Here is a 14,213-nt window from a genome sequence, read left to right on the forward strand (position 1 = left end):
TGCTTTTACCGACTCCCATACCCTTCCCTTCCGCTGTATGACCGGCTTTGTACGTCTGTGGGTCTGCTCCCTTCCTGGACATGCCCTACGACTCTCTCTCAGGTCAAGGCTTCTTTCTGAGGTCTACTGGCATGCCATCCTACCTGTAACGTCATCTCATCCTCAACTGAATTGACCATAGATCTGGAATCGTTTTACTGGTGTGCGAAGCAACTATACTTGCAATGTCGTGAAAGCGGCTCAACCGACAAAACCTCAGGGCAGATGCTGCAAGGCCAGCGCCAACTGTTCGTACTCTGCCAAACGGTTGTAGACCTGGGCCGAGATGCGTACCCAAAGCTGCCCGGCGAAGGGGATGATCGGAACCTCAATGCGGTACTTGTACCAGAGGTAATCGTGAAGCCGACGGGCGCGCTCCTCAAGAGGAAGCTCAGGGATCCACTGCTGCCAAAATGGCGGCAAGGGTAGGGTGGCCATAAAGCCCAACATCTTTTCGGGGGCGGGCGGGATCCCCTCAAGAGCCTCCAAGAGCAACTGCCGCGCCTGCAGCAGCAGAGTGTGGTTGTGCTGACGGATGTTGTCCAGTCCCACCCCTTGGATAAACGCCAGGGCTGCTGAAATGGCCAACCAAGCGCTGGGATCCCGTGTGCCCACCCAGTCGAACTCCGCTGTGAACCCTTGCCCATAGCCGTGGGAGATCACCGTAGGATGAGTTTGGGCCTGTCGATAGGGGGCCACCCACAAAAAGGCACAGCCTTTCGGGGCAAACAGCCACTTGTGGGCATTGCCGGTGTACCAATCGGCCCCCAGCCTTTCCAACTCCAAGGGGAGAACCCCAGGGGCATGGGCGCCATCCACCAAAACCGGGATCCCGCGCTCCCGACAGAGGCCGATCAGCTCAGGCAGGGGGTAGATCAGAGCCGTAGGCGAGGTGAGGTGATCCAACACCGCCAGGCGAGTTTGGGGAGTGAGGATGGCCTCGAAGGCCGCGATAACCTGCTCTGGCCCCGCAATGGGGAAAGGGATCTGCGCCTCAACTGGGATGGCTCCCCACTGGGCACAGATGTACTGCAATGCCTGACGAACGGCCCCGTAACCGTGATTGGTGCAGGCGATCTGATCCTCTGGCCGGAACCGCAGCGAGCGCAAAACGGCATTGACCCCGCTGGTGGCATTTTCCACAAACACCAAATTTTCGGGTTCGGCCCCGACGAAATGGGCCAGTTCTGCTGCCGCCGCCCGCAAGGCTCGAGGAAGTTCCTCTCCCATAAACTGCACCGGCTGAGCCTCAAGGCGTTCCCGCCATACACTCTGGGCCTGCAACACCTTTTTCGGGGTCGCGCCGTAGGAGCCGTGATTCAAAAAAACGGCTTGCGGATCCAGTCCCCACAAGGAGCGTTCGCAAAGTGGCGCACAAGCACTGAGGGCAGCGCCAAAGTGGGGAGAATCGGATCCCAGGTTGGAGAAGAAAGGCATGGTTCACTCCCTCTGTCCCTGGACGATGCAGGAAAAAGATGGGGGAATTGCTGCGATCTGTGTGAGGGGTTTGCTCAGAAATCCGAAGATATCAACACCTATCAACACCGCTGATGTGGAGACCAATGGCATCTCGACTGAATGTCAGAACCTAAGGCTCTTTGAGACGGATTCTCTTAGGTTGATCTATTGGCCGTCACCCAATTCTGGGCCGAGATCCGAGATAGGGGCAATTTTGCTGAGCTTGATTTTGGGGTTGCTGGCAGCAAATTGCTGTAAAGTCCACTCGTTCTTAAACAGAAGAACGGGCCTGTCTTGAATGTCTTTAACAACTAGGGTGTTAAACAAGCTGGGGATGTTCTCCAGCGCCTTCCAGCCATTCTCGACCCAGCGAGCCAGTGTGTAGGGCAACATCTCCAGTCGGGTTTCGACGTTGTATTCACTTTCAAGGCGATACTGCAAAACCTCAAACTGCAACTGGCCCACCGCTGCCACAATCGGATCCCGTTTGGAATCGTCGATAGAGTACATGATTTGTACAGCCCCTTCTTCCCGCAGTTCCGCTACCCCTTTCTGGAACTGCTTAAATTTGGAAGGATTGGGATTCTTCAAGTAGGCAAACAGCTCAGGAGAAAAGCTAGGGATCCCGGCGTAGCGCAGCTTCGGGCCGGTGTAGATGGTATCCCCAATGGTGAAGATGCCGGGATTATTCAGGCCGATCACATCCCCAGGGTAAGCTTCATCGATGGAGATGCGCTCTTGAGCAAACAACTTCTGGGGATAAGATAGGCGAATGGGACGATTGAGTCGGGCATGGTTGACCACCATATCCTTCTCAAACTTGCCGGAACAGATGCGCACAAAAGCAACGCGATCCCGATGGCGGGGATCCATGTTGGCCTGCAGTTTAAAGACGAAGCCCGTAAACTCAGGATGTTCGGGCGGGATCAGTCCGGCAGTGCTCTCGTGAGGCATTGGCGGTAAGGAATACTCCAAAAATGCATTGAGGAAAAGCTCCACCCCAAAATTGGTCATGGCACTGCCGAAAAAGACCGGGGTTTGTTTGCCAGAATGCACCTGTTTTAGATCCAAGGTGGGCATGAGACCATCCAGCAGTTCCAGCTCTTCCTTGAATTGGTAATACAAGTCCTTGTCGATCAACTCCTCAATTTGCGGATCCCCAAGTTTAATGACGGTATCTTGAACTTTTAGCCGCCCCCCAGATACCCGCTCAAAGAAATGAAACTCCTGAGTCCGACGGTCAAATAGGGCAGTAAACCGCTCGCCTGAGCCAATCGGCCAGTTGACAGGATAGGGCTTGAGGCCCAGTTCCGTCTCAATTTCATCCATCAGCTCCAAGGGATCCCGACTTGGGCGATCCATCTTGTTGATAAAGGTAAAAATCGGCAGCCCCCGCATCTGACACACTTCAAACAGCTTGCGGGTCTGGGTTTCCAACCCTTTGCCGGCATCTTCCAGCATCACGGCATTGTCAGCCGCTGCCAGGGTGCGATAGGTGTCTTCGCTGAAGTCCTGGTGGCCGGGAGTATCCAGCAGATTGAGACGAATGTTGCGGTAATCAAATTGCAGGACGGTAGAGGTGATGGAAATACCCCGCTGCTTTTCCAGTTCCATCCAGTCGGAAGTGGCCCGCTTTTGCGCCCGACGGGCCTTCACAGCTCCCGCTTCTTGAATGGCCCCCCCGTACAACAGCAGCTTTTCGGTGAGGGTGGTCTTCCCCGCATCGGGATGGGAAATAATGGCAAAGGTGCGCCGTTGCTCTACAGCTTTGGCCAAATCAAGTTCTTTCATCAACTGTTGCCGCTCCACTACAACCTGGTCGTTTTAAAGAAGATGACGTTGCAATGCTGTCCCCTAAACGATGGGAGAAATAGGGAGAAGATAGAAAAACAAAAGTGAGAAGTAGGGTGAATAATGCACTTGATGATAATGGGCTTGGGTTGCCGCCAGGTAGCGAGGGGGAGAGAGCACAGGCCGAAAAGCGCGAAAAGCCAACAGAACCATTTTGACCCTAGCACAGGAACAGGGATCCCTGTTGTCTGGCATACTGGCGGAGATCTTGAGGGGGAATTTCCCAGGCCAACCGGCCAGAACTCAAAGCAGATGCTGCTCGTTGTTGTTGCGCAACGCTGACGTGAAGAGCAGTTGCTCAATCGTGGCAATGGTGAAGTTTTGGCTGATCACCAGCCGCTCGACGCGAATGCGGTGGGCTTGCAGGAGGCAATCTTGCTGCAAGGGCTTGGGCAATTGTTCCCAATGATCCAGCAGGACTTCCAGCAAAATCTCGCCCGGTAGCCCGGTGGCGCTTTCCAGGGATCCCAGCTTTTCCACCCTCTCGGCAGACCATTTGAGGGTAAGCTTTTGCAGGCCCAGTTGTGCATCCAGAGCCTCGCGGGGATCCGACTGGGCACCCTGCCCATTGGGGGTGCCATTGCGGCGAACCCCATTGTCGGTGCAAGCAGTAGCAGGGGGCAAAAGCTCGGCTGGCTTTTCAGTTGGCAGCGAAGTATTGGCCCATTTGGCCAGACTGACCTGGGGTGGGGAGACAACCCTTTCCACCTCGACCGGAGCGGGCAACAAGCTGGACAAGGGATCGGCACCAAGATCCCTATCCTGAGAAAGAGCTTCAGGTGGGGAGAGCACACTGGCCAGGAGAGGCATCCGTCCTGCCTCTGGTGGGGTTGTGGCAACCTGGCACAGAGGGGACGAGGCGGCGGCAGATGGATCGGGCTCAACATCTAATGCCGCAGGGTGAGGCAGATCCAGGGAATCCGTCCCCCTGTTGTCCTCTGGACGGTGCGGAGCCTCAACGCCATCGGCAGCCGTAGGTGCAGGTTCCATCGGCTCTGGCTGCTTATTCACCCCCATGCGCGAGAGCAGATCTGCCTTGGTGGGGCCGGTGGGCAATTTTTTTTTGGGAGGCTTCTTGGCAGTAGCCATGTTAGCGGGCCTCCAGCACAGCCTTGAGGATCTCGCGATAAGGTTGGGCCAGGAGATCTTCCCCTGCCTCCGCCAACGACCAGCCCATGCTGTTGGTTTGCTGCACCACTGTACTTTGCCGCACCGGCGTGAAAATGGGGATCCCTTGCATCATTTCCGCCAAGGCTTCCACCGCGGCCCGCGACATTTTGGTGCGGTTGTTGCCCACCCATTGTTCCCGTGTGGGGAGCACCCCCAAAAACTTGGGCACATGAAAATCCAGCTCTTCCAATTCTTTCAACAGCACCAGGGTACTTAGGGCCCCCATCACCCCCTTTTGGGTACATTCCGTCGGCACCACCAGCAGATCGGCGCTGAGAATGCTGTTGTAGGTGAGCAACCCTTTCGAGGGGGGGCTGTCGATGACCAAAAAGTCATACTCCGGCAAAATCGGTCGCAAAGCCCGCTTCAAAAACAGCTCCCGCCCCGGCTCCATCACGATCGCATCCATGGCCCGCGAGAGACTGTAATCGCTGGGGGCCAACCACAGCCGCTCCTGGCGATCCTCATTCAACGGCGGACGGATAATCTCCCGAATGTGAACCCGATCCGCCCCCGGCAAAATCGTCTCGGCAATGGTGGCCGACTCCGACAGATCCGTCCAGCCCATCCACTGGCTCAGGTTGCCCTGTGGGTCAAAGTCAACAGCCAGCGTCTTGCCATGCTCGGCCAGCATGATGGCCAAGTTGAGGGCGGCTGTGGTCTTTCCGGATCCCCCACTCAAACAGGCAACGGTGATGACAAGCGCCGTTCTGCCAGACATGAGTTATCCCCTCGTAGCCCATCCCCTAACACTATAGCTAGGGTTAAGCAATGGTGTTCACACTTCAGATAGGGACCTCGCCGCTGGGAATGGCCTACAGGGATCCAGCCGCTGGGAGCTGAGCTTCCTCAGTTCTTTTCGATCCTCGGATTGAATTCTCAGAGGGAAGACACAAACCGGTGCAGCCGCTGCAGCCCTTTTTCGAGGGTGGTGCGGTCGGCAGCGTAGGAAAGGCGAATGTAGGAATCTGCCCCAAAGGCTACCCCCGGCACAGCAGCCACGTGGTGTTCCTTGAGCAGCTGCCGGCAAAACTCCACCGAACTTAACCCGGTTTGGCCGATGTTGACAAACACATAAAATGCGCCCTCCGGCTCCGGGCAAGTCACCCCCGGCAAGGTGCGGATCCCGTCCAGCATCAGATCTCGCCGCTGCCAGAATTCTTGGCGCATTTTTTCCACAGCCGCTGCCGATAGGGGGCTGGTCAGGGCTTCCAGAGCACCGTACTGGGCGAAGGTGCAGACATTGGAGGTGCTGTGGCTTTGCAGGTTGATGGCCGCCTCAATGATGGGCTTGGGCCCGGCCAAGTAGCCCACCCGCCAGCCGGTCATGGCGTAAGCTTTGGCGAAGCCACTGCTGAGAATCAGGCGCGGCATCAAGTCAGGGCAAAGGGATCCCAGGCTGATGTGGCGGGCTTGTCCGTAGACCAGCTTTTCGTAGATCTCGTCGCAGATCACGTACAGGTTGGGAGCCGAGAGGATCACCTCTGCCAGAGCTGCCAGCTCGTGCCGGTGGTAAACGGCTCCGGTAGGGTTGGCCGGTGAGTTGAGAATCAGCAGCTTGCTGCGGGGGGTGAGGGCCTGTCGCAGTTGGGCGGCGGTGAGCTTGAACCCCTGGGCCTCTTCCGTCTGCACCCGCACAACCTTTGCCCCTGCCAAAGCCGCAATTTCGGGGTAGCTGACCCAGTAGGGAACAGGCAGGATCACTTCATCGCCGGGATCCAGCAGCACCATGGCCAGGTTAAACAGGGTTTGCTTGCCGCCGTTGCTGATCAGGATTTGGTCGTGGCTGAACTCCAGGCCGTTTTCCTGCCGCAGCTTATCGGCCACTGCTTGGCGAAGGGCGGGGATCCCAGCGGTGGGGCCGTAACGGGTTTTGCCCTCTTCCAGAGCACGGATGGCCGCGGCCCGAATGTGGTCAGGCGTATCGAAATCCGGCTCGCCCGCGCTCAAGCTACACACATCCAGCCCCTCTGCCTGCATGGCTTTAGCCAGAGCCGAAATGGACAACGTGGGGGAAGGGGATAGATGGGCGACCCGTTGGGACAAGCCAGCAGACACCATCGGTTGGGAAGCTCTTTGGTTTATTTTAAGGTTCTCAAGCAGGGCCAATCTAGACAGCTAGGCTACTGCGGTCAACAGGCGGGTACCATCCACCAACAGCAGTTTGTTGCCCTCTCGCTCTGCCAACAGATCCCAAAACTCGCCCGCCACAGCTCCGGGCAAGAACCCTTCCAAGCGCAATTGCAGAGGAGCAAATTGCTTGGTTCCCTGGGGCTTGCGCCGCACAGTCACCTCAACAAAGCCATCGTGGGGCTCGACAATGCCGCGGATGTTAAAGCCTTCCTCTGTGTCCTCAGGGGCAGGCAAAAACGGTTCTTCTTCCCACTCTGGGTCTTGCTCCTCTTCCGGCAGGGCCAGGATGCGGATGATGCTCAAGCCCAAAGCCCCCCCTGAACGCGGCTGCGGCTGCACGTAGTACCAGTAGGTATGGCCGCTCTTGATGCAGTGCTCGAAGGGGCCGAGAAGCTCGGCGCGTCCGGGGGTAGCCGGATATTCTGCTCCGTCAGAGGCAACCAAGGTTGCCTGCGCATAAGTCTTGGGGATCGATTTCAGGGATCCCTTAATCAGGCCCAAAGCGCGGAACTGGTAGGGGTGGGCGGGAGGAGGCAATGGGTTCATGGCGGCCAGATCTTGGAAAGCCAGGGAAGTAGAGTCCATCATCTTATCCTATGGCGATCCTCAGATTGGAATATCCAGGGCTTTCCTCAGCATCGCCTCCAGCTCATCGCCCTGCCGACTTGCGCACCGCGATCAAGCTGCTGGTGGTGCCCAGAAAAACCCCCATCCCCAACAACATCGACGGCAAGAGCCAAAACTCCAGTTGGCTGCGATCTGCCTGCATCACCTTGAGGAAGGGCAAGGCAATCAACTGCTCCAGCAGCTCCTGCAGCAACTGCTGGGATCCCAAGATCAATCCCCAAGCTCCCACTGCGCTGATCACCCCAAACAGGCACCCTTGCAAAATAAAGGGCAAGTAAATCCAGGCTGCCGTCGCCCCCACCAATTGCATCACCTCGATCTCCCGCCGCCGCGCCATGACGATGAGGCGAATGGTGGTGGTGATGACCGCCACCGCTGTCAGGGCCAACACGCCGGTAATGGTCAGGGATCCCAGCCGTAGCATGTCCTGGAGCTGGGCCAGTTGCTCCACAATGCGGTCGCCGTAGTACACCTCATCCACCCCTTCCAGTTGGCGAATCTGCTCCGCCACTTCCCCCAAGGCTTCGGTGGAATCCGCCTTAACCCGCAGAGCATCCACCAAGGGGTTCTCCCCCAACTGGGTTTCCATGGCCGCCTCGTCTTGGATCCCCATTTCCAGCAAAAGGTTGCGCCAAGCCTGGTCTTTGGTGATGACCTTCACCTCGGCCACATGAGGCAGTTGGGCGACCTGAGGTTGCAGCTCCACCCCCTGCCGTTCCGGCTCCAGGTAGACGGAGATCTCCAGTTGTCCTCCCAGCGACTGCACCGTGGCATCCAGGCCCCAGGACAGCTCAACGCCGATCCCCACCAAGAACAGCAACACCAGCAGGGTGCTCACAGCGGCCCAGTTCAGCCAGCCCCCCCGCCGCAACCCCAAAAAAGTCTCCTGTAGGAGATAGCGGATTTTATTGAGAAATCGGGAGAGAGATTGCATGCTGTTCTCCATCCAACAATCAATGGGCTCAGACCCTTGCCCCCTGGAGCTCAACAGAGCCTGTGGAGAGCAAAATAGGGATCCCGGCAGCCCTCAGCGCAGATCATACAGGCGCCCTCCCTCCATGCGCACCACCCGGTGGCCGGCCCGCTCCACCAGATAGGGGTCATGGCTGGTCATGATGACGTAGCGGCTGCAGAGCCGTTCCAGGAGAAAGCGATCATGACTGATGACCAAAAGCCCCATCTGATGTGCCCGCCCATAGGCCAAGACAGCTTGCCAGATCAGGGCTTGGGTATTGGCGTCGAGCATGGCTGTCATCTCATCTGCAATCAAATAGCGAGTTTGTGGGTTGAGAACCCGGGCGATGACAACCCGCTGCAATTCTCCCCCGCTTAGCTCATGGGGATAGCGGTTGAGCCAACTGGGGGAAATGCCTAAGGTGTGGAGAACCTCTGGCTGGGGAGGAGGCCCTTCCCGCAAGACCTGAGCTATGCGCCAGTGGGGGTTAACGGCCTGCTCTGGATGTTGAAAGACAAGCTGCACTGGGCAGTACCCTCGCCGAGGCAAAGGCTGCCCTGTCACACTCACCCGACCTTGGCTGGGGGTAAGGTAGCCCGCCAGCAACTTGGCCAGAGTAGTTTTGCCAAAACCAGAGGGAGCCATCAGCCCTACGACTTCCCCAAGTTCTACTTGAAGGGTCTGATCTTGCACCACCCAAGGCAGATGCCGTCCATAGCGAAACCAGAGATGCTCACCCTTGAGCATGGATACACCTCACCCACCCTCCTCCAACCGCCCGCAGGGGCGGACGCTCAGCTCGACAGATTTCACTTGCCCAGGGGCAGCGATCCCCAAACAAACAACCCGCAGGCAGTGCCTCAGGGTCAGGCTGGTTGCCCGGCAGGGGAGCAAACTCATTTTGGGGCAGGGATCGCCACAGAGCTTGAGTGTAGGGGTGGCGCAAGTTTCCCCTTTCGAAATCCTGAGCCGAGGCCAACTCGACTGTAGTGCCCGCATAGAAGACTGCCACTCGATCTGCCACCGACAACGCCGCCTGAATATCGTGTGTAATCAACATAACGCCTCGGCCCTCCTGGGCCAGCTCCCGCAGATGGGCAAGGGTCTCAGCCACCACCTCCGCGTCCAAGCCTGGCGTAGGCTCGTCGGCTATCACCAGCTTGGCTCTGCTAACTGCCGCCGTCGATACCAGCACCCGCCGTGCCATGCCTCCGGAGAGCTGGAAAGGGTAGAGGCCCTCTGTTCCCGGCGGCAAGCTATAGCGGGCAAAGATGCGGCTCACTGCTCTACGGGCCTCGCCTTGGGAGGCACCGCTGAGCCGAGCTACCCGCTGTACCTGGGATCCTACTTGCATGAGGGGATCCAGGTAGTCCACAGACTGGGGGATGAGAGCAATGGCCTTGCCGCGCAGTTGCCTACACCGCTCAGGGGTCAAGGGCTGCCCCTGAAATAGGAGAGTACCGCGCAGGGTAGCGTTCTCTGGCAAAAGACCCAAGAGGGCATGGGCCAGCAAACTTTTGCCCGATCCGCTGGCCCCCACCACTGCCACCACCTCCCCTGCCTTAACCTCCAGATCCAGATCTGTAATCACCTGAAGGTAGCGGCGGCGCAGCCCCCGCTCGTATCGGCTGAACCTAATGTTTAGGCCGGAGACCACCAACATTTCCCTACTCCTGAGCCGTACGCGGATTGAGAAGGGCCTGCAGGTTTTCTCCCAGCCAGTCAAAAGCCTTGACCGACAGCAGCAGCAGCAGTCCAGGCATAACCCCCAGCCACCAGTAGCCGGTGGAGAGGTGGCGCATGGATTCGGCCAGAATAATGCCGATGGCCGGTAGGTGCGGCGAAATACCTACCCCAATGAATGAGAGGGCTGCTTCGTGCAAAATGGCGTGGGGAAACAGCAGAATAAGTCCCACTAGGAGCTGGGGCAAAATGTGAGGCATCATATGGTAGCGGGCAACCCAGAGGGAAGAGCGGCCCAGTCGGTAAGAACTCTGGACATAGTCAGAACTGCTGACCTGTAACACCTCGGCCCGCACCAGGCGCGCTAGGCTGGGCCAGTGGGTGAGGGCAACGGCAACAATGACTCCCCGAACTCCGCCGCCGACAGCAAAAGCTATAAGGATCTGCACCACCAGGTGAGGCAGGCTGAAACATAGGTCAATCATCCAGCAGATCGAGGCATCCACCCAGCCTCCCACCGTGCCACCCACCAAACCCAAAACAGCGGCGATCACCACGCTGACGGCGGCAGCCAGCATGCCTACCCACAGACTAAGGGACATCCCGTGCAAGGATCGGGCCAGCATATCCCGCCCCAGCCAGTCGGTGCCGAAGGGATGGGCCAGGGAAGGAGGCTGATTCCGCTGAGTTAGGTTCGGGCTCAGTCCGGTATCGCCGATAAGCCCAGCGCTGCAGAGGATAGACACCAAAAAAAAAGCACACAGTCCAATTGCCCACAGAGTCTGCCGCCTGCGCTCTCCTTTGACAGAGGACTCTGAGAATTTCATCCCCCCATCGGCATCAGCAGCAGCAACACGAGGCGATGCAAAAGGGATCATCCTATCCTCCCGCCAAGGCGAATGCGTGGATTGACAATCTGGTAGGACAGGTCAGCTAGGGTATTGCCGGCATAGACAAACAAGGCGCTGAAAAACACAATGCCCACCAACAGAGGCACATCACTGCGCAAAGCTGCCTGTACCGTTGCTTGTCCCAGTCCTGGATAAGCAAACACCTGTTCCACTAACACTGAGCCACCAAACAGTTCCCCAAAGGAGGCAAATTGCAGCGTCAGCGCAGGCAGCAAGATATTCCGCAAGCCGTGGTACCACAGGATCCCAGCCAGGCTTTCCCCCTGGGCACGAGCAAACAGCACATAGTTGCTGTGCAACACGTCAATGAGCTTCTGACGAGTGTGCAAGGTGATGTTGGCAACGCCGATGAAAGTTAGGGTGAAAGCAGGCAAGAGCAAGTGGTGTAAGCGCTGCCAAAAAGTCACCTCCTCCGCCAACGCGCCAGGTGGCGCGGCGCAACAGATAGGTGTTAGACCCAGCTCTACCGAAAACGCGATCAAGAGTAGCAGCGCCACCCAGAAAGGGGGAGAAGAGGCGAGGGTGTAGGCGTAAAGACGAATACCGCGGTCAACCCAAGTGCCCTGAAACGCTGCGGCCAAAACCCCCAACCCCACTCCCAGGAAACCGGAAAGCAGCCAGGCAATTGCCAGTAAGGGCAGCGATAGCTCAAACCGCTGTTGAATGACCTGCACCACTGGCTGATTGAACACCATTGAGGTGCCCCAGTTGCCTTGAACCATCTGCCCAAGCCAGTTCCCAAAGCGAAGCAGCATGGGCTGATCCAGCCCCCAACGCTGGGCAATCAGGTCTCGTTGGGCTGGGCTGATCTGCAGCATGTCGGCCCCTACATAGGCTTGTACGGGATCAACAGGGGAGAAGCTGAGCAGGGCAAACGTCAGGACTGCCACAGCCGCCAGCAGCAACCCCAGCCGAGTCAGCTTATAAGCCAGAAACAGCAGAACTGACCTCAGTTGCACGTCCATTTCCAACGGGTGATGTTGGCTGTGATTGGCCAACCATGGCCATGAGGCTGTACCTGCGGCTGGCCTATATCCAAGCACTCGTGGACAAAGTAGGTATGATCCAGGTTTACCAACCAAGCCCAGGCTGCATCTCCTTTGGCAGTAAAGCCTTGCTTTCCATCCCACTGGGCTGCCCGCCAGAAGGGGATAGCTTCAGCTTCAGAGGGGGCCTCCATAGCCAGATCCAGCATTCGATCCACAAACGGGTTGGCATAGTAGCCGGCATTGAAAAATCCCCCCTGGGCCGCTTTGCTGTGGTAGAGGTTGTACACCTCAGTTGGGTCATGGCTGCCCCAGCCAAACAGCACCACGTTGCTGTGCATGAGCGGAGTGATGTCATCCCAACTTTTGCCCTCGACATTGACTCGGATGCCCACAGGCCGCAGCATTTCTGCAACAGCTAGGGCCAGGGCTTGGCGAATACTGTCGTTGGCCGGGTAGAGCACGGTGAACTCAGCCCGCAGCCCGTTTTTTTCCACTACCCCATCCCCATCTTTATCGCTCCAGCCTCCCTCAGCTAGAATCTGACGGGCCAGGTCTGGATTGTTGTCCTCAATCTTGGCGGTCGGCTCTTCCCAGGGCAAACCGCTGACTGGGCCATAGGCAGGGGATCCGTAGCCTTCTAGGACTCCATCCACCAGCGCCTGTCGGTCAATGGCGAAGTTGACCGCCTTGCGAATCGCCAAGTCAGAAGTCACATCGTTGCCGATGGGGTATCCCTTTGGGGTTGTCGCACCGGTTTTAGGGGGAAAGGGGAACATCAGCCCTCGGTTATCCACACTGGGAATGGCGTGAAGCTTCATGCCCTTAACAGTTTGCTTAGCCAAAGACTGAGGCACGCTAACCACGTGTACCTGTCCGGCTCGGGCTGCTGCAAAGGCTGCATCCTCCTCCAGGAAAAGGAAAACCAGCCGCCGAATGCCAGGAGTCTGGCCGTAATATAAGGGATTTGCCTCCACAATCAGTTGTTGCCCCTCATCCCACTGCACCAGTCGGTAGGGGCCAGAGCCAATGGGTTTGCGAGCATAATCAGGCCCGTGGGCATGTTGAGGCACGATACCCAAGGTGATGAGGCGGTTGACAAAAGTACTTTGGGGTTTTTGCAGCCGCAGCTCCACCGTATGAGTGTCGATAGCTACTGCTTCCTTTAGGGCGGTTAGGTCGACCAGACCACCACTCCGAGCTGCTTGGTTAAAGGTGTAAGCCACGTCCGCTGCTGTGACAGGTTTTCCATCGGAGAAGACTGCATCCTTTCGTAGGGTTACCGTCCAGGTTAGGCCATCTTGGCTGACAGTGTAGCCAGTCGCCAGGTCGTTTACAATCTCAAGGTTCTCGTCCCGCCGCAGCAGAGTGCTTTGGAACAAAGGCGAACCGTAACGTCCCCAGCCCAGGGTGGGATCAAATCCTTCTTCCCTTTCCCCTCCAATGGCCAGCACGATTTGATCGCTGGATCCTGCTAGCTTTGGATCGAAAGCTGTCCGCTCAGCAGCATTCTGAGCGCATCCAGCCCACATCTGGCTCAGCAAGAAGAGGCCCACAGACCACACAGTTACTTTTAAGCTTGATGCCATAGAAACCCCGATCTGTCGCTTTTTCAGCAAAGCAAAAAGGAGCAAACCCCCTTGCCTCCTGGACAAGACTTATGGCAGCTAAGCTACCACTGCCTTATCTTGAGAGCAATGCAGGGGGGGAGGATGCTTAGAGGATTCCGATGACTTCCTGCAAGACCGCTGGGTGAAAGGTGAGGTCTGGTAGCTCCAAAGGCTGCTGGCTTGGTGATGATTGAAGCACTCTACTCCCGTCTCTGAACTCCGTGATACGATGTAGCTCAGCTATCGGTTCTGACGGGGATCAGCCGCCAGAGGAAACGGGGAAAGAGCAGTGAGAATCTGCCGCTGTCCCGCAGCTGTGATCCGGTTTAGGAGAAGTCCTGCAGCAAATCTCTAGAGTCATTCGCTGCCGATCCAGGTCTTGTCCCCCAAAACCGTGTCAGTCAGAATGCCCGCCGATGGTTTTTCTAAACTTCACAACATCTGCGAGGTACAGATGGTAACTGTCTTGGCTTTAGCTCGTTTCTGCTTTCGTTATCCTGAGCATTTTCCCGGCGTTGCTCCCACAAGCTTTCGGTACTCCTCAGCAGTAGAAATAAGTCCAAGAACCCAAGCAAGACTCTGAGCCAGTTGGCCGGGAGAGAGTAAATTTTGGGTGCTGTTGCACCAAGATCTATCAAGATCTATCAAGATCTACAGCCCGCCTACGCGAAGGAAAGAGTGAGATGTCAGGCTTCCTGACTTCAATTGGTGGCTGGCAAGTAGCCACTGCGATCGCTGGCTGCGTTGAGTATCTTTTTTGCGCAAAAGGCAGTGTTTTGTTGGGGTTCCA

12 protein-coding genes and 1 riboswitch are annotated in these 14,213 nt (G+C 57.3%); all 12 genes read right to left on the bottom strand.

Translation table 11 applies throughout. The features are described 5' to 3' along the window. Positions 1-255: 255 nt before the first annotated feature. Entirely contained in the window at positions 256-1,392 is a 1,137-nt protein-coding gene (locus ACVWXF_RS06375; RefSeq protein WP_457473967.1) for an aminotransferase class V-fold PLP-dependent enzyme, read from the bottom strand. Positions 1,393-1,662: 270 nt separating this feature from the next. After that, a complete protein-coding gene (locus ACVWXF_RS06380) occupies positions 1,663-3,288 on the bottom strand; it encodes a peptide chain release factor 3 (protein ID WP_457406537.1) in 1,626 nt (541 codons plus the stop codon). A gap of 303 nt (positions 3,289-3,591) precedes the next feature. Further along, a complete protein-coding gene (locus ACVWXF_RS06385) occupies positions 3,592-4,437 on the bottom strand; it encodes a hypothetical protein (RefSeq protein WP_457473951.1) in 846 nt (281 codons plus the stop codon). 1 nt (position 4,438) lies between these two features. Next, positions 4,439-5,239: a ParA family protein gene (locus ACVWXF_RS06390; protein WP_414351212.1), complete on the bottom strand. Its 801-nt coding sequence runs from the start codon at positions 5,237-5,239 to the stop codon at positions 4,439-4,441. Positions 5,240-5,397: 158 nt separating this feature from the next. Continuing rightward, entirely contained in the window at positions 5,398-6,579 is a 1,182-nt protein-coding gene (locus ACVWXF_RS06395; protein ID WP_457473952.1) for a pyridoxal phosphate-dependent aminotransferase, read from the bottom strand. 57 nt (positions 6,580-6,636) lie between these two features. Continuing rightward, positions 6,637-7,239 (bottom strand): hypothetical protein, encoded by a 603-nt coding sequence (locus ACVWXF_RS06400; protein WP_238376736.1) that lies wholly within the window; start codon positions 7,237-7,239, stop codon positions 6,637-6,639. 61 nt (positions 7,240-7,300) lie between these two features. After that, the gene (locus ACVWXF_RS06405; protein ID WP_414351209.1) at positions 7,301-8,212 is read right to left on the bottom strand and encodes a cell division protein FtsX; all 912 of its coding nucleotides are present in this window, start codon (positions 8,210-8,212) and stop codon (positions 7,301-7,303) included. A 93-nt stretch (positions 8,213-8,305) separates the two neighbouring features. Continuing rightward, positions 8,306-8,980 carry an ABC transporter ATP-binding protein gene (locus tag ACVWXF_RS06410; protein WP_011433476.1) on the bottom strand — a complete coding sequence of 225 codons (675 nt, stop codon included), beginning with the start codon at positions 8,978-8,980 and terminating at the stop codon, positions 8,306-8,308. Then, complete coding sequence (locus ACVWXF_RS06415) at positions 8,967-9,896, bottom strand: ABC transporter ATP-binding protein (protein ID WP_457388008.1); 930 nt, start codon at positions 9,894-9,896, stop codon at positions 8,967-8,969. The genes ACVWXF_RS06410 and ACVWXF_RS06415 overlap by 14 nt, the downstream gene beginning before the upstream one ends. 4 nt (positions 9,897-9,900) lie before the next feature. After that, the gene (locus ACVWXF_RS06420) at positions 9,901-10,794 is read right to left on the bottom strand and encodes an ABC transporter permease (RefSeq protein WP_011429071.1); all 894 of its coding nucleotides are present in this window, start codon (positions 10,792-10,794) and stop codon (positions 9,901-9,903) included. Continuing rightward, the gene (locus tag ACVWXF_RS06425) at positions 10,791-11,792 is read right to left on the bottom strand and encodes an ABC transporter permease (protein WP_457473953.1); all 1,002 of its coding nucleotides are present in this window, start codon (positions 11,790-11,792) and stop codon (positions 10,791-10,793) included. Before ACVWXF_RS06425 ends, ACVWXF_RS06420 begins: the two co-directional genes overlap by 4 nt. After that, positions 11,777-13,402 (bottom strand): ABC transporter substrate-binding protein, encoded by a 1,626-nt coding sequence (locus tag ACVWXF_RS06430; RefSeq protein ID WP_457466966.1) that lies wholly within the window; start codon positions 13,400-13,402, stop codon positions 11,777-11,779. Before ACVWXF_RS06430 ends, ACVWXF_RS06425 begins: the two co-directional genes overlap by 16 nt. Positions 13,403-13,650: 248 nt before the next feature. Next, positions 13,651-13,855: riboswitch (cobalamin riboswitch) on the top strand. Positions 13,856-14,213: the final 358 nt, after the last annotated feature.

Source organism: Thermostichus sp. MS-CIW-40 (assembly GCF_054058315.1).